A 20,213-nucleotide genomic window follows, 5' to 3' on the forward strand; every position below is an offset into this window, starting at 1 on the left:
ATCGTGCCGGTGGCCATGGAAGAGAAGCTGCGCTTCGCCATCCGTGAAGGCGGCCGCACCGTCGGCGCAGGCGTCGTCGCCGCCATCAACGAGTAGTCGGTCCGCCATCACCGTCGCGACGCCGCGGGACCCCGGTCCCGCGGCGTTTGCTCTCCGAGCCGAACAATCCTGACGGCACCGACAATCTCGGAAAATCCCGTACGGTTCGCCATTGCGGCAAGGCCCGGGCCGGTCTATAGCAGCGCCGCGGCGATGAATGCGTCCCCGCATAGGAGTGTAGCTCAACTGGTCAGAGCGCCGGTCTCCAAAACCGGAGGTTGCGGGTTCGAGTCCCTCCACTCCTGCCAATTGGCCGCTGCTCCAGTTCAAGTCCACTCCCCGTTCCATTCCGATCAGATCGCCTGTCCGCAAGTCGGAACCCGGTGCAGTCGACAAGCACGGGGACTTGCGCTAGAGCGGTCGCCTTCCGAGATCGATGAAGGCTTTCGCGGCAGGCGTGGCTCCAGGCCTCCGCACCGCGCTTTCCCGATCCCCGGACCGTTCTCCTGTTTGTTGGCGCCATGGCATCGAACGAAGCATCGAAGAAAACGGACCTCGCGCGCACCCCGCCGCGTGGCTCCGTCACGCCGGGTCCTGCTCGGGCGACGCCCCCCGTGCGGCCCGCGCCCAAGCGCGTCGGCCCCGTGGAGTTCCTCGGCCAGGTGCGCGACGAGGGCCGCAAGGTCACGTGGCCGACCCGCAAAGAGACCGTGGTCACCACCGTGATGGTGTTCATCATGGTGGTCGCCGCGAGCCTGTTCTTCACCGTGGTCGATCAGGCCATGCGCTACCTCGTGACCCTGATCCTCGGGGTCGGGACCAACTAATCTATCGGTCCGGGTGCGCTTTCGCGACCGGCCGAGCGACGTCAGGATTTGGTGAGAACGTGTCGAAGCGCTGGTACATCGTCCACGCCTACTCGAATTTCGAGAACAAGGTCGCGCAGTCCATCAAGGATCAGGCGGCCCAGCGTGGCCTGATGGAGCTGTTCGACGAGGTCATGGTTCCGACCGAGAAGGTCGTGGAGGTCCGTCGCGGCCGAAAGGTCGATGCCGAGCGCAAGTTCTTCCCCGGTTACGTCCTGGTGAAGTGCGACCTCACCGACGAGGTCTACCACCTGATCAAGAACACCCCGAAGGTCACGGGCTTCCTCGGCGCCGACAAGTCGAAGCCCGTGCCGATTCCGGATTCGGAAGCCGAGCGCATCAAGGGCCAGGTCGCCGAGGGCGTCGATCGCCCGAAGCCCTCCATCTCCTTCGAGATCGGCGAGACGGTCCGCGTGTCCGACGGTCCGTTCGCGTCCTTCAACGGCACCGTGGAAGAGATCGACGAGAGCCGCTCGCGCCTCAAGGTCGCCGTATCGATCTTCGGCCGCGCCACCCCGGTGGAGCTCGAATACGCCCAGGTCGAGAAGCTCTGATCTTTTGGATTTCGCGGGTGAGTCACCACTGACGCATCCGCTTTTCTTCCGTTCGGCTCCGCGCCGGACGCGAAACCACCATCTCCAGGATGGTGTCACGCGCGGAAGGCCCGCCCGGTTCGCCGCCGGGGCCCACGGACCGTACCGCGACCTGCAACCGCCCGCTCCACCCGCGCTGAGGCCAGCCGGGTGCCGGGCATTCTTTGGGAGCAGTCCCTATGGCAAAGAAGATCACGGGCTACGTGAAGCTTCAGGTTCCGGCCGGCGCCGCGAACCCGTCGCCGCCCATCGGCCCCGCGCTCGGTCAGCGCGGCCTCAACATCATGGAATTCTGCAAGGCCTTCAACGCGAAGACCTCTCAGATCGAGAAGGGCACCCCGATCCCGGTCGTGATCACGGCCTATCAGGATCGCTCCTTCACCTTCGAGATGAAGCAGCCCCCGGTGACGTTCTTCCTCAAGAAGGCCGCCGGCCTGAAGATCGGCAAGAAGCCGGCTTCCGGTTCCAAGACCCCGGGCAAGCCCGGCACCAACGTCGGCAAGGTCACCGAGGCACAGCTCCGCGAGATCGCCGAGCGCAAGATGCCCGACCTGAACTGCGATTCGGTGGATGCCGCCGTCGCGATGATCCGTGGCTCCGCGCGGGCCATGGGTCTCGACATCGTCGCTTAAGGGGAGGGCACCATGGCACACGAAGGCAAGCGCATCCGCGCCGCCCGCGAGGGCATCGACGCGCTCAAGCTCTACACCATCGACGAGGCGATCAAGCTCGTTAAGGAGAAGGCCAGCGCCAAGTTCGACGAGACCGTCGAGGTCTCCATGAACCTCGGCGTCGACCCGCGCCACGCCGACCAGATGGTCCGCGGCGTCTGCAACCTGCCCAACGGCTCCGGCCGGACCGTGCGGGTGGCGGTGTTCGCCCGCGGCGCCAAGGCCGACGAGGCCCGGGAAGCCGGTGCCGACATCGTCGGCGCCGAGGATCTCCTCGAGATCGTCCAGAGCGGCAAGATCGAGTTCGATCGCTGCATCGCCACCCCGGACCTGATGCCGCTCGTCGGTCGTCTCGGCAAGGTGCTGGGCCCGCGCGGCCTGATGCCGAACCCGAAGGTCGGCACCGTCACCATGGACGTGAAGTCCGCGGTCGCCGGCGCCAAGGGCGGTTCGGTCGAGTTCCGCGTCGAGAAGGCCGGGATCGTCCACGCCGGCATCGGCAAGGTCTCGTTCGACGCCGACAAGCTCGTCGAGAACATCAAGGCCTTCGCCGACGCGGTCTCCAAGGCGAAGCCCGCCGGCGCCAAGGGCCAGTACGTCCAGCGCGTCGCCGTGACCTCCTCCATGGGTCCGGGCGTCAAGGTCGAGCCCTCGACGGTCCTGCCGGCGTAACACCCGCTGGCCTGCCACATTTTGGAAACGCCCGGCCTCGCGGCCGGGCGTTTTCGTTTAAGGCCTCACGCCCGCCAGAACGGCTGGCAGGCCTCCCGCCGAACGGCTTCCGGGTTCAGCCCGACCTCGCGCATCTGCTCGGGATGCAAGTTCGCCAAAGTCCGGCGGTGACGCCAGCGCCCGAGCCAGACACGGCACAACGCACCGAGCCCGCGATCCACGCCGGTTGCCACGGCAGTCGGATATGGGGATCGGACGAGGGACGTGGACGACATGGCGATCTACTCCGATAGCGCAGCCTCCGAAGGGGCTTGCCGCGCAACATTGATCCGAGCACAAATCGGATCAATCGAAACATTGATCTCGGAGCATTTTCGTTCGTGAGCGACTTCAGGGTCCTGGCCGACCGCCTTGCCGACGCGATCGCCGCGGGACGACTGGCACCGGGCGCGCGATTACCGCCGCAACGCGCCTACGCCTACGCCAACGGCATCGCCGTCTCGACGGCGAGCCGGGTCTATGCCGAACTCGTCCATCGTGGTCTGGTCACAGGGGAGATCGGCCGGGGCACCTATGTGCGGTCGCGCGCCGCGACACCCATCCTCGCTTTCGCCGAACCGCCGCCGACCGCCATCGACCTCGAACGCAACTATTCGATCCTACCGGGTGAGGTGGAGACCCTTTCCGGTGCACTTGCGGGATTGCTCCGATCCGACCGCCTCGAAACCCTTGCCGGTCCCGTGGCGGCGACGGGTCATGCGGAGGGGCGGGCCATCGCCGCCCGCTTCTTCGCCCGACCGGGCTGGACGCCCACCCCCGACAGGATGCTGTTCACCGGCAACGGGCGCCAGGCCGTGGCAGCCGCCCTCGCGGCCCTCGTTCCGCCGGGCGAGCGCATCGGGGTCGAGGCGATGACCTATCCGGTGGTGAAGGGAATCGCCGCGCGCCTCGGCATCGTCCTGGTGCCCATCGCCATGGACGGGGAGGGCCTGTGCCCCGAATCGGTCGCCCAGGCGCACCGGACCACACCCCTGCGCGGCCTCTATCTCCAACCCTCGCTTCACAATCCCCTCGGAATCACCATGGGCGGTGAGCGCAGGGCGGCCATCGCGGCCTGCCTCGAAGCCTTCGGCCTCCTGGCTGTCGAGGATGCGATCTACGGATTCCTGAGCGACGCCGCCCCCTTGGCCGCCCTGGCGCCCGACCGCGTCGTCTTCCTCGACAGCCTGTCGAAGCGGGTCGCGCCCGGCCTCACCCTCGGGTTGATAGCCACGCCGCCGGCCCTCACGGATCGGGTCGCCCACTGCGTACGTTCGGGCGGGTGGGGTGCCACCGGTCTGCCCTTCGGCATCGGACTCCATCTCATGGATTCGGGGGAGGCGGCCCGGATGGGACTGGCGAAGCGGCGCGATGCCCGTTCCCGGCAGGCGCTCGCGCGTGACATCCTCGGCGACCTCGACGTGCGGGGCGATCCGGGCGCCTACCACCTCTGGCTGGTTCTGCCCGAAGCGTGGCGGGCCGAAACCTTCGTCGCGGCGGCTGCCCGGCGCGGGATCGCGGTCACCCCCGCCAGCGCCTTCGCCGTCCATCCCGGCCACGCGCCCAACGCCGTGCGCCTCGCGCTGGCCTCACCGCCCCTCGACGCCCTCGCCACCGCCCTGCGGACCCTGCGCCAGCTGGCGGCAGGGGGGGACGACCGCCCCGTCGAGTGAGACCGGACGGCCCACCGTTCAAAGGACCGTGAGGCACCGGGCGGCAAGCAACCGGCGGTGCGAGAAATCGCGTTCGAGGGGGACGCCATCGCGCGGGGCTGTGCTAAGTACGGCTTCATGCGATGCACCCTCTCCGTCTCCTCCAAGCGACGCATCCTGTGCGTCTTCCCCGCTTACACGCCGTCCTTCGGGACGTTCGCGCACGCCTATCCGTTGATGGGCGGCGTCAAGGCGTTCATGCCGCCGCAAGGTCTGCTGCTCATCGCGGCCTACATGCCGGAGACCTGGGAGTACCGGTTCGTCGACGAGAACATCAAACGGGCCGGGCCGGACGACTTCGCCTGGGCCGACGCGGTGTTCGTGTCGGGCATGCACATCCAGGCCCCGCAGATCCGCGATATCTACGCCCGGGCGCACGCGGCCGGTAAGGTCACGGCGCTGGGCGGCCCGTCGGTCTCGGGCTCGCCCGAGCAGTACCCCGAGTTCGACTACCTCCATATCGGCGAGATCGGCGACGCCACCGACGAACTCGTGGCGATCCTCGACCGCGACGTGTCGATCCCGGCCGCCCAGGTGCGCCTGGAGACGAAGGAGCGCCTGCCGCTCTCCGACTTCCCGGCCCCCGCCTACGAGGCCGCCCCGCTCAAGCGCTACCTCATCGGCTCCCTGCAATTCTCGTCGGGCTGCCCGTATCGCTGCGAATTCTGCGACATCCCGCAGCTCTACGGCCGCCAGCCGCGCCTGAAGAGCCCCGAGCAGATGCTCGGCGAACTCGACGCGATCATCTCCCAGCCCGGTCACCCGGCGGTGGTGTACTTCGTCGACGACAACTTCATCGGCAACCGCAAGGCGACGAAGGACATGCTGCCCCACCTCGTGGCGTGGCAGAAGAAGAACCATTACCCGCTTCAGTTCGCCTGCGAGGCGACCCTGAACATGGCGAAACAGCCCGACATCCTCGCGCTCATGCGCGAGGCAAACTTCATGACCGTCTTCGTCGGCATCGAGACGCCGGAAGAGGACGCGCTCGCCGGCATCGACAAGAAGCACAACGCCGCCGTGCCCATGTACGAGGCCATCGAGACCCTCAACAGCTTCGGACTGGAGGTGACGTCCGGCATCATCCTCGGCCTCGACACCGAGACCGACGGCTCCGAGCAGAAGCTCATCGACTTCGTCGACAAGTCGGCGGTGCCGGTGCTGACCATGAACCTGCTCCAGGCCCTGCCCAAGACCCCCCTGTGGGACCGTCTCACCCGCGAGGGCCGTCTGCTCCACGACGCGTCGCTCGAATCCAACGTCCTGTTCAAGCGGCCCCACGACGACGTGGTGGCGAGCTGGCGCCGGGCCATCGCCCATGCGTACGAGCCGGCCCACCTCTTCGAGCGCTTCAAGTATCAGGTCGAACGGACCTACCCGCACCGGATCAAGACTCCGCTGAAGGGCAAGCTCACCCGGACCAACCTGCGCCGCGGCTTGATCCTCGGCTTCAACATCGCCCTCAGGGTCGGCGTCCTGTCGGATTACCGGGGCGTGTTCTGGAAGGCGGCGGGCCACGCCCTGAAGCGCGGGCAGATCGAGGCGGTGTTCAACATGGGCTTCGTCGCCCACCACCTCATCCGGTTCACCCGCGAGGCCCTGCGCGGCGAGCACAACGCTTCGTTCTACGCGGCCAAAGCCGACCAGGCGAAGGAGCGACGCACGCCATGGTGGCAGGCCGCGCGCCGGTTCCTGCCGACGTGATGGAGTGACGGACCTGCCGCTGCGCTCGGCCGCGGCGGCAAGTGCCGTCAAGGAAAATCGGCGCCTGCGACCGAATAGTCCCGCACTGGCCCTTGGCAGGCTGCTTGCAAGGTTCTATAGACCGCGCTCAACGTTTTCATGAACGAGAAAGGAATCGACCCATCGGTCGGTTTCCAATCGAGAGATCCCTGGGCAACCAGGTGATATGGCCGGAAGGCTTTGAGGGGCGAAAGCCCTTTCAGGCTTTGTCCGGCCATGTCCTGTCCGAGACTGCAGGCGCTGGGCGACCGGCTTAATCTTCCAGCCTGCACAGACGGGGAAGACCGAATTCAACATCCTCGCGCACCCTGGCGATTCGTCGGGGTCGAGAGGCATCGGTTTGAACCATCTCACCCGTGTCGTCCACCCATTCGGGGGGCAGCAGGGGACAGGGCCGTGAAGCGTCGTCCAGGACGTTCCGGCTTTCATGAGCCGAATTCCGTCCCGGGCGGCATGTGCAACCGGCGGACCCATCCTCGGGTTCCGCCAACCGGAGAGAGCCCCAGTGGACAGGACAGCCAAAGCTGATCTCGTCTCGACGCTCAACGGCGTGTTCGCGAACACGTCCGTCGTCGTCGTGGCCCACTACAAGGGCCTCACGGTCGCCGACATGCAGAAGCTGCGCTCGCAGATGAAGCTGGCCGGTGCCACCGTGAAGGTCACCAAGAACCGCCTCGCCAACATCGCTCTCGATGGCACGGACGTCGCCTCCATCAAGCCCCTCCTGAAGGGTCCGACCCTGCTCGCCTATTCGAGCGACCCGGTCGCGGCCGCCAAGGTTGCGGTGGAGTTCGCCAAGGTCAACGACAAGCTCGTGATCCTCGGCGGCGCCATGGGCACGACAGCCCTGAACCCGGACGGCGTGAAGGCCTTGGCCTCGCTCCCGTCCCTCGACGAACTGCGCGCCAAGATCGTGGGCCTCATCCAGGCTCCCGCGACCAAGATCGCCCAGGTCGTCAACGCACCGGCGGCCAAGCTCGCCCGCGTGTTCGGGGCCTATGCCACGAAGGACGAGGCTCAGGACGAAGCGGCCTGAAGGTCGCATCGTTCTTCTCAACCCATCCGTTCAAACCGATCTCTGAAGGAACACCACCATGGCTGATCTCGCCAAGCTCGTCGACGACCTGTCCTCGCTGACCGTTCTCGAGGCCGCCGACCTCGCCAAGCTGCTCGAAGAGAAGTGGGGCGTCTCGGCCGCCGCTGCCGTCGCCGTCGCCGGCCCCGCCGCCGGTCCGGCCGCCGCCGTCGAGGAGCAGACCGAGTTCACGGTCATGCTCACCGCCGCCGGCGACAAGAAGATCGAGGTCATCAAGGAGGTCCGCGCGATCACCGGCCTCGGCCTCAAGGAAGCCAAGGACCTCGTCGAAGGCGCTCCGAAGGCCGTCAAGGAGTCCGTCAACAAGGAAGAGGCCGAGAAGCTCAAGGCCCAGCTCGAGAAGGCTGGCGCCAAGATCGAGCTCAAGTAAGACTCTTCGGTGGGCCGCCTCAGGCCCATCACTTCCCCGTCGGGCTCCCCGGAGCTTGACGGGCCCAAAGGCCCGCGGGTTCGCGCCCGTGGGCTAAGGTCGCTTCCGGCGACACGACCGGCCCGGCGACGGGCCACCAGATTTTCAGTTCGGGAGGGCGGCGTCCGGCGGGGCGCGTCCATCGCCTGGTCGCGGGAGGCACGAGCCTTCCCCGGGCATCCGGTACGCGGGACGTAGGAGCGAGGTCACCCATGGCCAACACGCTGGTCGGTCGCAAGCGCATTCGCAAATTCTTCGGCAAGATCAAGGAAGTCGCCGAGATGCCGAACCTCATCGAGGTTCAGAAGGCATCCTACGACCAGTTCCTGATGATGGACGAGCCGGAAGGCGGGCGGGGCGACGAAGGCCTGCAGACCGTGTTCAAGTCGGTGTTCCCGATCTCGGACTTCTCGGCCACGGCCCTCCTCGAGTTCGTGAAGTACACGTTCGAGCAGCCGAAATACGACGTCGACGAGTGCCGTCAGCGCGGCATCACCTATGCGGCCCCGCTCAAGGTGACCCTGCGCCTCATCGTGTTCGACGTCGATCCCGACACCGGTGCGAAGTCGGTCAAGGACATCAAGGAGCAGGACGTCTACATGGGCGACATGCCCCTGATGACGGAGAACGGCACCTTCATCGTCAACGGCACCGAGCGCGTCATCGTCTCCCAGATGCACCGTTCGCCCGGCGTGTTCTTCGACCACGACAAGGGCAAGACCCACTCGTCGGGCAAGCTCCTGTTCGCCGCCCGCATCATCCCGTATCGCGGCTCCTGGCTCGACGTCGAGTTCGACGCCAAGGACATCGTCCACGTCCGCATCGACCGCAAGCGCAAGCTGCCGGTGACCTCCCTGCTGTTCGCCCTCGGGCTCGACGGCGAGGAGATCCTGTCGACGTTCTACAATCGCGTGCTGTACGACCGCGACGGCGCCGAGTGGCGCGTGCCGTACGATGCCGAGCGCCTGAAGGGCTTCAAGGCCTCCGTCGACCTCGTCGATGCCGAGTCCGGTGAAGTCGTGCTCGAAGCCGGCAAGAAGCTCAACGCTCGCAACGCGCGCCAGATCGCCGAGCGCGGCGTGAACTTCCTCAAGGCCACGGACGAAGACCTCATCGGCCAGTACATCGCCGAGGATCTGGTGAACGACCAGACGGGCGAGATCTGGGCCGAGGCCGGCGACGAAATCTCCGACAAGCTCCTCAAGAGCCTCGAAGAGGTCGGCATCACCGAGCTGCCCGTGCTCGACATCGACCACATCAACGTCGGTCCCTACATCCGCAACACCCTCGCGGTGGACAAGAACTCCGCCCGCGAAGGCGCGCTGTTCGACATCTACCGGGTCATGCGTCCCGGCGAGCCGCCGACGCTCGACACCGCCGAGGCGATGTTCCACTCCCTGTTCTTCGACTCCGAGCGCTACGACCTCTCGGCCGTCGGCCGCGTGAAGATGAACATGCGCCTCGACCTCGATGCCGAGGACACCGTGCGGACCCTGCGCCGTGAGGACATGCTCGCGGTCGTCAAGGCTCTGGTGGATCTGCGCGACGGCAAGGGCGAAATCGACGACATCGATCACCTCGGCAACCGCCGTGTGCGGTCCGTCGGCGAGCTCATGGAGAACCAGTACCGCCTCGGTCTGCTCCGCATGGAGCGCGCCATCAAGGAGCGGATGTCCTCCGTCGACATCGACACGGTGATGCCGCAGGACCTCATCAACGCGAAGCCCGCGGCTGCGGCCGTGCGCGAGTTCTTCGGCTCGTCGCAGCTGTCGCAGTTCATGGATCAGACCAATCCGCTCTCGGAAGTCACGCACAAGCGTCGCCTCTCGGCGCTCGGACCCGGCGGTCTGACCCGCGAGCGCGCCGGCTTCGAAGTGCGCGACGTGCACCCGACGCATTACGGCCGCATCTGCCCGATCGAGACCCCGGAAGGCCCGAACATCGGCCTGATCAACTCGCTGGCGACCTTCGCCCGGGTGAACAAGTACGGCTTCATCGAGACCCCCTTCCGCAAGGTGAAGGACGGCGTCGTCACCACTGACGTCGCCTACCTGTCGGCGATGGAAGAGGCGAAGTACTACGTCGCCCAAGCCAACGCCCAGATGGACGAGGCCTTCAAGCTGACGGAAGACCTCGTGGTCTGCCGTCGTGCCGGCGACGTCATCGTCGTGCCGCCGGACCGCGTCGATCTCATGGACGTGTCGCCGAAGCAGCTCGTTTCGGTCGCCGCCGCGCTGATCCCGTTCCTCGAGAACGACGACGCGAACCGCGCCCTCATGGGCTCGAACATGCAGCGCCAGGCGGTGCCGCTGGTTCGTGCCGACGCGCCCTTCGTGGGCACGGGCATGGAGGCCGTGGTCGCCCGCGATTCCGGTGCCGCCATCGCGGCGCGCCGCTCGGGCATCGTCGATCAGGTGGACGCCACCCGTATCGTCATCCGCGCGACGGAAGAGGCGGACGCCACCAAGCCGGGCGTCGACATCTACCGCCTGCAGAAGTTCCAGCGCTCCAACCAGTCGACCTGTATCACGCAGAAGCCGTTGGTGCGCGTCGGCGAGTCCGTGAAGAAGGGCGAGATCATCGCCGACGGTCCGTCGACGGAGTTCGGCGAGCTGGCCCTGGGCCGGAACGTGCTCGTCGCGTTCATGCCCTGGAACGGCTACAACTTCGAGGACTCGATCCTGCTTTCCGAGCGGATCGTAAAGGATGACGTGTTCACCTCGATCCATATCGAGGAGTTCGAGGTGATGGCCCGAGACACCAAGCTCGGTCCGGAAGAGATCACCCGCGACATCCCCAACGTCTCCGAAGAAGCGCTGAAGAACCTCGACGAGGCCGGCATCGTCTACATCGGTGCCGAGGTCCACGCCGGCGACATCCTGTGCGGCAAGATCACCCCGAAGGGCGAAAGCCCGATGACGCCGGAGGAGAAGCTTCTCCGCGCGATCTTCGGCGAGAAGGCGTCCGACGTGCGCGACACCTCGCTTCGGGTCCCCCCGGGCGTGACCGGCACCATCGTCGAGGTCCGGGTGTTCAACCGCCACGGCGTCGACAAGGACGAGCGCGCCCAGGCCATCGAGCGCGAGGAAATCGAGCGTCTCGCCAAGGATCGCGACGACGAGCAGGCGATCCTCGACCGCAACACCTACGCGCGTCTGGCCACCGTCCTCATCGGTCAGGCCCCCATCGCCGGTCCGAAGGGCTTCAAGAAGGAGACCACGCTCAACCGTGAGCTCCTCTCCGAGTACCCGCGTTCGCAATGGTGGCAGTTCGCCGTCATCGACGACCGTCTCATGACCGAGATGGAAGCGATGCAGAAGCAGTACGACGAGTCGAAGAAGCGCCTGGAGCAGCGCTTCCTCGACAAGGTCGAGAAGCTGCAGCGCGGCGACGAGCTGCCCCCCGGCGTGATGAAGATGGTCAAGGTCTTCGTCGCGGTGAAGCGCAAGATCCAGCCGGGCGACAAGATGGCCGGCCGTCACGGCAACAAGGGCGTCGTGTCGCGCATCGTCCCCATCGAGGACATGCCGTTCCTCGAGGACGGGACGCATGCCGACATCGTGCTCAACCCGCTGGGCGTGCCCTCGCGCATGAACGTCGGTCAGATCCTGGAGACCCACCTGGGCTGGGCCGCGGCCGGTCTCGGCCGCAAGGTCGGGCTCGCGGTGGACGCGTATCTTCGCAGCAACGACATCGCGCCCCTCAAGGCGGAGATGGAGGCGATCTACTCGCCGTCGGAGCTCGAAGGCCTGTCGGACGAGGACATGGCGGAAGCGGCCAACAACGTGCGCCGCGGCGTGCCGATGGCGACTCCGGTGTTCAACGGCGCCAAGGAAGCCGACATCGAGCAGATGCTGGAAATGGCCGGTCTCGACCGGTCGGCCCAGTCGACGCTCTACGACGGCCGCACGGGTGAGCCCTTCGACCGCAAGGTCACCATGGGCTACATCTACATGCTGAAGCTGCACCACCTCGTGGACGACAAGATCCACGCCCGGTCGATCGGGCCGTACTCCCTCGTCACCCAGCAGCCGCTGGGCGGCAAGGCGCAGTTCGGCGGTCAGCGCTTCGGCGAGATGGAGGTCTGGGCGCTCGAGGCCTACGGCGCGGCCTACACCCTGCAGGAGATGCTCACGGTGAAGTCGGACGACGTCGCCGGCCGAACCAAGGTGTACGAGGCCATCGTGCGCGGCGACGACACCTTCGAGGCCGGCATCCCCGAGTCCTTCAACGTGCTCGTCAAGGAGATGCGCTCGCTCGGCCTCAACGTCGAGCTCACCTCCTCGAAGAAGACCGCCAACGACCAGATCGAGCCGCCCGCCGAGGCGGCCGAGTAACCACCGCACCACGCTCCCGCGCCGGCTCACTCGCCGGCGCGGTCCGAGCGGGGAGGGGAAGCGCCTCCCGGATGATGACGGCCAGCGGCGACTGAGACAGTCGCGGCGCCGACCAGTTTACAGCACGCGGTAGCCCCTCGGCGGAGGGTGCGCCCCGTCAGCAGGAGTCGATCCATGAACCAAGAGGTCATGAATCTTTTCAACCAGCAGGCTCAGCCTCAGAGCTTCGACCAGATCAAGATATCGATCTCGTCGCCGGAGAAGATCCTCTCGTGGTCTTTCGGCGAGATCAAGAAGCCCGAGACGATCAACTACCGCACGTTCAAGCCCGAGCGCGACGGCCTGTTCTGTGCCCGGATCTTCGGGCCGATCAAGGACTACGAGTGCCTGTGCGGCAAGTACAAGCGCATGAAGTACAAGGGCGTCATCTGTGAGAAGTGCGGCGTCGAGGTCACCCTCGCGCGGGTCCGGCGCGACCGCATGGGCCACATCGAGCTCGCCGCCCCCGTCGCCCACATCTGGTTCCTGAAGTCGCTGCCGTCCCGCATCGGCCTCCTGCTCGACATGGCCCTCAAGGACCTCGAGCGGATCCTGTACTTCGAGTCCTACGTCACCATCGAGCCGGGCCTCACCCCCCTCAAGGAGCGTCAGCTCCTCTCCGAGGAGGAGTACCTGCGCGCGCAGGAGGAGTACGGCGAGGACTCGTTCACCGCCATGATCGGCGCCGAGGCCATCCGGCGCATCCTGCAGGAACTCGACCTCGACGGGATCGCGGATTCGCTGCGCGAGGAGATCGCCACCACGACCTCCGAGCTGAAGCCGAAGAAGCTCCTCAAGCGCCTGAAGATCATCGAGGCCTTCCAGATGTCGGGCAACAAGCCCGAGTGGATGATCCTCACCGTGGTCCCCGTGATCCCGCCGGACCTGCGCCCCCTCGTCCCCCTGGACGGCGGCCGCTTCGCCACGTCCGATCTGAACGATCTCTACCGCCGCGTCATCAACCGCAACAACCGCCTGAAGCGGTTGATCGAACTGCGCGCGCCGGACATCATCATCCGCAACGAGAAGCGCATGCTTCAGGAAGCGGTCGACGCCCTGTTCGACAACGGCCGCCGCGGCCGCGTCATCACGGGCGCCAACAAGCGTCCCCTGAAGTCCCTCGCCGACATGCTCAAGGGCAAGCAGGGCCGCTTCCGCCAGAACCTGCTCGGCAAGCGCGTCGACTATTCCGGCCGTTCGGTCATCGTCGTCGGCCCGGAGCTGAAGCTGCACCAGTGCGGCCTGCCGAAGAAGATGGCGCTGGAGCTGTTCAAGCCGTTCATCTACGCGCGCCTCGACGCCAAGGGCTTCTCGGCAACCGTGAAGCAGGCGAAGAAGCTCGTGGAGAAGGAGAAGCCCGAGGTTTGGGATATCCTCGACGAGGTGATCCGCGAACACCCGGTGATGCTCAACCGCGCGCCGACGCTCCACCGCCTCGGCATCCAGGCGTTCGAGCCCAAGCTCATCGAGGGCAAGGCGATCCAGCTCCACCCGCTGGTCTGCGCCGCGTTCAACGCCGACTTCGACGGCGACCAGATGGCCGTGCACGTTCCCCTGAGCCTCGAGGCTCAGCTGGAGGCGCGCGTGCTGATGATGTCGACGAACAACATCCTGCACCCTGCCAACGGCCTGCCGATCATCGTGCCGTCGCAGGATATCGTGCTCGGCCTGTACTACCTCTCCATCGTGGCCGAGGGCGCCATCGGCGCGTTCGACCCGACGAGCAAGACCAACCCGATGCAGGGCGTCTTCGGCAATGTGGGCGAGCTCGAGCACGCGCTGGCGGCCAAGACCGTCAAGCTGCACTCGAAGATCCGCTGGCGGTGGAACGGCATCGGCCCCGATGGCGAGCCGCTGACGAAGACCTACGACACCACGCCGGGCCGCGTAATCCTGTCCGGCGCCCTGCCGCTGCACAAGAACGTCCCCTTCGACGTCGTCAACAAGCTGATGACCAAGAAGGAGATCTCGTCGATGATCGACACCGTCTACCGCCACTGCGGTCAGAAGGAGTCGGTGATCTTCTGCGATCGCATCATGGCGCTCGGCTTCAACCACGCGTTCAAGGCCGGCATCTCGTTCGGCAAGGACGACATGGTGGTGCCCGACAACAAGTGGCCCATCGTCGACGACACGCGTGCCCTCGTGAAGGACTACGAGCAGCAGTACAACGACGGCCTGATCACCCAGGGCGAGAAGTACAACAAGGTGGTAGATGCCTGGGCCAAGTGCTCGGACAAGCTCGCCGCCGAGATGATGCTGCGCATCTCCACGGTGCAGAAGGACGAGAACGGCGCCGACAAGCAGATCAACTCGATCTACATGATGAGCCATTCCGGTGCCCGTGGTTCGCCGGCGCAGATGAAGCAGCTCGCCGCCATGCGCGGCCTCATGGCCAAGCCCTCGGGCGAGATCATCGAGACGCCGATCATCTCGAACTTCAAGGAAGGCCTCGACGTGCTCGAGTACTTCAACTCGACCCACGGCGCCCGTAAGGGCCTCGCGGACACCGCATTGAAGACGGCCAACTCCGGCTACCTGACCCGTCGTCTCGTCGACGTGGCCCAGGACGCGGTCATCCGCGAGGTCGATTGCGGTTCGACCTCCGGCATCCGCATGCGCGCCATCGTCGACGCGGGTCAGGTCGTGGCCCCGCTCTCGATCCGCATCCTCGGCCGCGCCACGGCGGAGGATCTCGTCGCCCAGGACGGCACGGTCATCGTCAAGACCAACGAGACCATCGAGGAGAAGCACCTGCCGGCCATCCAGGCGGCGGGCATCCAGGAGGTGAAGATCCGCTCGGTGCTGGTGTGCCAGACCCGCAGCGGCGTCTGCGCCACCTGCTACGGCCGAGATCTGGCCCGCGGCACGCCCGTCAACATGGGCGAGGCCGTCGGCGTCATCGCGGCGCAGTCCATCGGCGAGCCGGGCACCCAGCTCACCATGCGCACCTTCCACATCGGCGGTGCGGCGCAGATCGCCGACTCGTCGTTCATCGAGTCGAGCTTCGAGGGCACCATCAAGATCCGCAACCGGGCGCTCGCCCGGAACACGGACGGCGACCTCATCGCCACGGGCCGCAACGTCGCCGTCGTCATCGTCGGCTCTGACGGTTCCGAGCGCGCGGTGCACCGCCTGCAATACGGCGCCAAGCTGCGGGTGGACGAGGGCGACACGGTCAAGCGCGGCCAGCGCATCGCCGAATGGGACCCCTACACCCGTCCGATCATCACCGAGACCGACGGCACCGTCGCCTACGAGGACCTCATCGACGGTCAGTCGATCACGGAGACCACCGACGAGTCGACGGGTATCGCCAAGCGCGTGGTCATCGACTGGCGCGGGACCGCCCGCACCGCCGACCTCAAGCCGGCGATGCTGGTGCTCGATGCCGACGGCAAGCCGATGAAGCTGCCGCGCGGCTCCGACGCCCGCTACTTCCTGCCCGTCGACGCTATCATCGGCTACGATCCGGGTGGGCGCGTGAAGGCCGGCGACATCCTCGCCCGCGTCTCCACCGACTCGGCCAAGACCCGCGACATCACCGGCGGTCTGCCGCGGGTGGCGGAGCTGTTCGAGGCCCGTCGGCCCAAGGACGCGGCGATCATCGCCGAGAAGTCCGGCACGATCCAGTTCGGGCGCGACTACAAGAACAAGCGCCGCCTGACGCTGACCCCGCACGACGGCTCGGACGCCGTCGAGTACCTCATCCCCAAGGGCAAGCACATCCACCTGCAGGACGGGGATGTGGTGGAACTCGGCGACTACATCGTCGACGGCAATCCGGCGCCGCACGACATCCTGGCGATCAAGGGCGTGGAGGAGCTCGCCGCTTACCTCGTCAACGAGATCCAGGAGGTCTACCGGCTCCAGGGCGTGGCCATCAACGACAAGCACATCGAGGTCATCGTCCGGCAGATGCTGCAGAAGGTCGAGATCACCGACGGCGGCGATTCGGACATCCTCACGGGTGACCAGATCGACCGGACGGAACTGGCCGACGCCAACGAGAAGCTGCTCGCCGAAGGCAAGCGTCCCATCGTCGGCGTGCCGGTCCTGCTCGGCATCACCAAGGCCTCCCTGCAGACGAAGTCGTTCATCTCGGCGGCCTCGTTCCAGGAGACCACCCGCGTCCTCACGGAGGCGGCCGTCAACGGCAAGATCGACTACCTCGAAGGCCTCAAGGAAAACGTCATCGTGGGCTCGCTCATCCCGGCCGGTACGGGCTCCATGGCCGCCGACATCCGCGCCGTGGCGCGGCGTCGCGACGCCATGATCCTCCAGCAGAAGGCCGCCGAGAGCGGCGCACAGCCCCTCACGGGCCTGCCGCCCGCCGCCGAGTAGGCGAGAGCGACCGTCCCCGAACAAACCAGGGGTCGCCTACGGGCGGCCCCTTTTTCGTGCGCGGACCATCGGAGACAGGTTTCGGGCCGCGAAGCTCGTTTCATTCACGGTTCGCTAGGGGAAATGGGTTGACGGCCGGCGAAACCACCTCTATCAGGCCCTCATTGAACGGCTGGCCGTAAGCAGCAATTGATCCACGAGCGTCTCGCTCGGATCCAAGCTTCTTAAACGCATCCGACTTCAACAGACGAACACGTGTCAGCCCGGCATGATCGCTTGCTTCATTGCAGGTGATCCTCTGCTTGCAACGGCGCGCCAAAGGCTGACATCAGCCTGGGGCGCGGTTTTGCGTTTCATCGCACAGATCGTGCGGCGACGGGGCGGGCCAAACGAGATTTGGATTTCGACGGTCGCCGACGCAGGCGACGCGTTTCGAGAGGATTGGCATGCCGACGATCAACCAGCTGATCGCTCAGCCGCGCAAGGCGCAGAAGAGCCGCAACAAGGTGCCGGCGCTCGACGCCTGCCCGCAGAAGCGTGGCGTCTGCACCCGCGTCTACACGACGACCCCCAAGAAGCCGAACTCCGCGCTCCGTAAGGTCGCCAAGGTTCGTCTGACCAATGGCTTCGAAGTCATCGGTTATATCCCGGGCGAGGGTCACAACCTTCAGGAGCACTCCGTGGTGATGATCCGCGGCGGCCGTGTGAAGGACCTTCCCGGCGTTCGCTACCACATCCTGCGCGGCGTGCTCGACACGCAGGGCGTCAAAGGTCGTAAGCAGCGCCGGTCCAAGTACGGCGCCAAGCGTCCGAAGTAAGTTATTCGCGCACCCCGCAAGGATGTCGCCGGCCCCGATTGGGCTCGAGGCGGCCTGCGCGGGGTGGTTTCAAGACCCTGTATTTAGACGGAGCGAGCGATGTCCCGCCGCCATTCTGCCGAGAAGCGCGAAATCATTCCGGACGCCAAGTACGGCGATATCGTTCTGACCAAGTTCATGAATTCGATCATGTACGAGGGCAAGAAGTCCATCGCCGAGGGTATCGTGTACGGCGCGTTCGACATCGTCGAGAACCGCGCTCGTGCCAACCCCATCGAGGTGTTCCGCGCCGCCCTCGAGAACGTGGCCCCGGCCATCGAGGTCCGCTCCCGCCGCGTCGGCGGCGCGACCTACCAGGTCCCCGTCGAGGTTCGCACCGAGCGCCGCCAGGCCCTGGCAATCCGTTGGCTGATCCAGGCCGCACGCGGCCGCAACGACCGCACCATGGTGGAGCGCCTGTCGGCTGAGCTCCTCGACGCCGCCAACAACCGCGGCAACGCCGTGAAGAAGCGGGAAGACACGCACCGGATGGCGGAAGCCAACCGCGCCTTCTCGCACTACCGCTGGTAAGCGGACCCGGACCCTTTCAGGAGCAATCCGATGCCCCGCACGCACGCGATCGAGGACTACCGCAACTTCGGCATCATGGCCCACATCGATGCCGGCAAGACCACGACCACCGAGCGGATCCTCTACTACACCGGCAAGTCCCATAAGATCGGCGAAGTCCATGACGGCGCCGCGACCATGGATTGGATGACGCAGGAGCAGGAGCGTGGCATCACGATCACCTCCGCGGCGACCACCTGCTTCTGGCGCGACAAGCGCCTGAACATCATCGACACCCCCGGCCACGTGGATTTCACCATCGAGGTGGAGCGTTCGCTTCGCGTCCTCGACGGCGCCGTGTGCGTGCTCGACGGCAACCAGGGCGTCGAGCCCCAGACCGAGACCGTCTGGCGCCAGGCCGACAAGTACGACGTGCCTCGCGTCGTGTTCGTCAACAAGATGGACAAGATCGGCGCAGACTTCTTCAAGTGCGTCGCCGACATCATCGACCGCGTCGCCGGCAAGCCGGTGTGCCTGCAGCTGCCGATCGGCGCCGAGACTTCCTTCAAGGGCGTCATCGACCTGATCAAGATGAAGGCCATCGTCTGGACCTCGGAGAAGCTCGGCGCCGAATTCGCCGAAACCGAGATCCCCGACGATCTCGCCGAGCAGGCCGCGGAGTACCGCATCAAGCTCGTCGAGGCCTGCGTCGAGATGGACGACGACGCGATGTCGGCCTACCTCGACGGCGTCGAGCCCGACGCCGAGACGATGCATCGCCTGGTGCGCACCGCCGTGCAGCGTCGCGCCTTCCATCCGGTGCTGTGCGGATCGGCTTTCAAGAACAAGGGCGTCCAGCCCCTGCTCGACGCCGTGGTCGATTACCTGCCGTCCCCCGCCGATCGCGGCGAGATCAAGGGCCTCGACTTCAAGACCGAGGAAGAGATCGTCCGTCATCCGTCGGACAGCGATCCCTTCTCCATGCTCGCCTTCAAGATCATGGACGATCCGCACGTCGGCACGATCACGTTCTGCCGCGTCTACTCGGGCAAGATCGAGTCGGGCGCCAACGTCATCAACTCGTCGCGCGACAAGAAAGAGCGCGTCGGCCGCATGCTCCTCATGCACGCCAACAACCGCGAGGACGTGAAGGAGGCCTTCACGGGCGACATCGTCGCCCTGGCCGGCCTCAAGGACACCCGTACGGGCGACACCCTCTGCGATCCGCAGAAGGCCGTGATCCTCGAGAAGATGGAGTTCCCCGAGCCCGTCATCGAGATCGCCGTGGAGCCGAAGTCGAAGGCCGATCAGGAGAAGCTCGGCATCGCTCTCGCCAAGCTGGCCGCCGAGGATCCGTCGTTCCGGGTCTCGACGGACCAGGAGTCGGGCCAGACCATCCTTCGCGGGATGGGCGAGCTCCACCTCGACATCAAGGTCGACATCCTTCGCCGCACCTACATGGTCGATGCCAACATCGGTCAGCCGCAGGTGGCGTATCGTGAGAAGCTCACGAAGCGCACCGAGATCGACTACACCCACAAAAAGCAGACCGGCGGTACCGGTCAGTTCGCCCGGGTGAAGTTCATCGTGGAGCCCAACGAGCCCGGCAAGGGCTTCGAGTTCTCCTCGAAGATCATCGGCGGCACGGTGCCCAAGGAGTACATCCCGGGCGTTGAAAAGGGCCTCAACTCGGTGCTCGGTGCCGGTATCCTGGCGGGCTTCCCCGTCGTGGACATCAAGGTCGAGCTCATCGACGGCGCCTACCACGACGTCGACTCCTCGGCGCTCGCCTTCGAGATCGCGTCGCGTGCAGCCCTCCGTGAGGCCCTCCAGAAGGGTGGATCGGTGTTGCTCGAGCCGGTGATGAAGGTCGAGGTCGTCTCTCCGGAAGAATACACCGGTTCGGTGATCGGCGATCTCAACTCCCGCCGTGGCCAGATCCAGGGCCAGGACATGCGCGGCAACGCGAACGTCATCAACGCGATGGTGCCGCTGGCCAACATGTTCGGTTACGTGAACCAGCTGCGCTCCTTCTCGCAGGGGCGCGCCAACTTCACGATGCAGTTCGACCATTACGAAGAGGTGCCGCGCGGCGAGGCCGAGAAGGTCGTCGCGAAGTACGCTTAAGGCTTCCCGCCTTTTCCGGACCGCAGCAGCATCACCTGAAACACTGAGATTACGGAGGCTACGATGGCCAAAGAGAAATTCGCTCGTACGAAGCCGCACTGCAACATTGGCACGATCGGTCACGTGGACCACGGCAAGACGTCGCTGACGGCGGCGATC

Annotated in this window: 14 protein-coding genes, 1 tRNA gene and 1 pseudogene; all 16 read left to right on the forward strand. The window is 66.0% G+C overall.

Annotation, left to right across the window (positions count from 1 at the left end; all coding sequences use genetic code 11):
- Window positions 1–96 (forward strand): annotated as a pseudogene (locus ASF52_RS21990) (EF-Tu/IF-2/RF-3 family GTPase); the annotation flags it as partial.
- 174 nt (window positions 97–270) lie between these two features.
- Window positions 271–347 (forward strand) — tRNA-Trp (locus ASF52_RS10120).
- Between the two features lie 213 nt (window positions 348–560).
- Window positions 561–866 carry a preprotein translocase subunit SecE gene (gene secE / locus ASF52_RS10125; protein ID WP_056171425.1) on the forward strand — a complete coding sequence of 102 codons (306 nt, stop codon included), beginning with the start codon at window positions 561–563 and terminating at the stop codon, window positions 864–866.
- A 59-nt stretch (window positions 867–925) separates the two neighbouring features.
- Entirely contained in the window at window positions 926–1,459 is a 534-nt protein-coding gene (nusG, locus tag ASF52_RS10130; protein ID WP_056092062.1) for a transcription termination/antitermination protein NusG, read from the forward strand.
- Window positions 1,460–1,677: 218 nt separating this feature from the next.
- Window positions 1,678–2,130, forward strand: a complete 453-nt coding sequence (gene rplK / locus ASF52_RS10135; protein WP_056171427.1) for a 50S ribosomal protein L11 — start codon at window positions 1,678–1,680, stop codon at window positions 2,128–2,130.
- A gap of 12 nt (window positions 2,131–2,142) precedes the next feature.
- Window positions 2,143–2,841 (forward strand): 50S ribosomal protein L1, encoded by a 699-nt coding sequence (gene rplA, locus ASF52_RS10140; RefSeq protein ID WP_056171430.1) that lies wholly within the window; start codon window positions 2,143–2,145, stop codon window positions 2,839–2,841.
- Between the two features lie 380 nt (window positions 2,842–3,221).
- Window positions 3,222–4,553, forward strand: a complete 1,332-nt coding sequence (locus ASF52_RS10145; RefSeq protein ID WP_056171432.1) for an aminotransferase-like domain-containing protein — start codon at window positions 3,222–3,224, stop codon at window positions 4,551–4,553.
- A 117-nt stretch (window positions 4,554–4,670) separates the two neighbouring features.
- Complete coding sequence (locus ASF52_RS10150) at window positions 4,671–6,296, forward strand: B12-binding domain-containing radical SAM protein (RefSeq protein WP_056171444.1); 1,626 nt, start codon at window positions 4,671–4,673, stop codon at window positions 6,294–6,296.
- A 544-nt stretch (window positions 6,297–6,840) separates the two neighbouring features.
- Complete coding sequence (gene rplJ, locus ASF52_RS10155) at window positions 6,841–7,371, forward strand: 50S ribosomal protein L10 (protein ID WP_056171434.1); 531 nt, start codon at window positions 6,841–6,843, stop codon at window positions 7,369–7,371.
- 58 nt (window positions 7,372–7,429) lie between these two features.
- Window positions 7,430–7,801: a 50S ribosomal protein L7/L12 gene (rplL, locus tag ASF52_RS10160; protein WP_056171436.1), complete on the forward strand. Its 372-nt coding sequence runs from the start codon at window positions 7,430–7,432 to the stop codon at window positions 7,799–7,801.
- A gap of 251 nt (window positions 7,802–8,052) precedes the next feature.
- Window positions 8,053–12,177 carry a DNA-directed RNA polymerase subunit beta gene (rpoB, locus tag ASF52_RS10165; RefSeq protein ID WP_056171438.1) on the forward strand — a complete coding sequence of 1,375 codons (4,125 nt, stop codon included), beginning with the start codon at window positions 8,053–8,055 and terminating at the stop codon, window positions 12,175–12,177.
- 174 nt (window positions 12,178–12,351) lie between these two features.
- A complete protein-coding gene (rpoC, locus tag ASF52_RS10170) occupies window positions 12,352–16,560 on the forward strand; it encodes a DNA-directed RNA polymerase subunit beta' (protein ID WP_056171440.1) in 4,209 nt (1,402 codons plus the stop codon).
- A 446-nt stretch (window positions 16,561–17,006) separates the two neighbouring features.
- A complete protein-coding gene (gene rpsL / locus ASF52_RS10175; protein WP_018044234.1) occupies window positions 17,007–17,378 on the forward strand; it encodes a 30S ribosomal protein S12 in 372 nt (123 codons plus the stop codon).
- A 99-nt stretch (window positions 17,379–17,477) separates the two neighbouring features.
- Complete coding sequence (rpsG, locus tag ASF52_RS10180) at window positions 17,478–17,948, forward strand: 30S ribosomal protein S7 (protein ID WP_018044233.1); 471 nt, start codon at window positions 17,478–17,480, stop codon at window positions 17,946–17,948.
- A gap of 30 nt (window positions 17,949–17,978) precedes the next feature.
- Window positions 17,979–20,054 carry an elongation factor G gene (gene fusA / locus ASF52_RS10185; RefSeq protein WP_056171442.1) on the forward strand — a complete coding sequence of 692 codons (2,076 nt, stop codon included), beginning with the start codon at window positions 17,979–17,981 and terminating at the stop codon, window positions 20,052–20,054.
- Window positions 20,055–20,117: 63 nt separating this feature from the next.
- Window positions 20,118–20,213, forward strand: a 96-nt coding sequence (locus ASF52_RS22560; RefSeq protein WP_156368968.1) for a GTP-binding protein, incomplete at its 3' end; no start/stop codon positions are given.

The sequence above is a fragment of the Methylobacterium sp. Leaf112 genome, assembly GCF_001423295.1.
Taxonomy (GTDB): Bacteria; Pseudomonadota; Alphaproteobacteria; order Rhizobiales; family Beijerinckiaceae; genus Methylobacterium.

Bases quoted from the DNA above. Each gene is read 5' to 3' on its own strand.
- rpoB (WP_056171438.1), top strand. From the start codon at position 8,053: ATGGCCAACACGCTGGTCGGTCGCAAGCGCATTCGCAAATTCTTCGGC.
- rplK (WP_056171427.1), top strand. From the start codon at position 1,678: ATGGCAAAGAAGATCACGGGCTACGTGAAGCTTCAGGTTCCGGCCGGC.
- rpsG (WP_018044233.1), top strand. From the start codon at position 17,478: ATGTCCCGCCGCCATTCTGCCGAGAAGCGCGAAATCATTCCGGACGCC.
- rplA (WP_056171430.1), top strand. From the start codon at position 2,143: ATGGCACACGAAGGCAAGCGCATCCGCGCCGCCCGCGAGGGCATCGAC.
- rpoC (WP_056171440.1), top strand. From the start codon at position 12,352: ATGAACCAAGAGGTCATGAATCTTTTCAACCAGCAGGCTCAGCCTCAG.
- rplL (WP_056171436.1), top strand. From the start codon at position 7,430: ATGGCTGATCTCGCCAAGCTCGTCGACGACCTGTCCTCGCTGACCGTT.
- secE (WP_056171425.1), top strand. From the start codon at position 561: ATGGCATCGAACGAAGCATCGAAGAAAACGGACCTCGCGCGCACCCCG.
- fusA (WP_056171442.1), top strand. From the start codon at position 17,979: ATGCCCCGCACGCACGCGATCGAGGACTACCGCAACTTCGGCATCATG.
- ASF52_RS10150 (WP_056171444.1), top strand. From the start codon at position 4,671: ATGCGATGCACCCTCTCCGTCTCCTCCAAGCGACGCATCCTGTGCGTC.
- rpsL (WP_018044234.1), top strand. From the start codon at position 17,007: ATGCCGACGATCAACCAGCTGATCGCTCAGCCGCGCAAGGCGCAGAAG.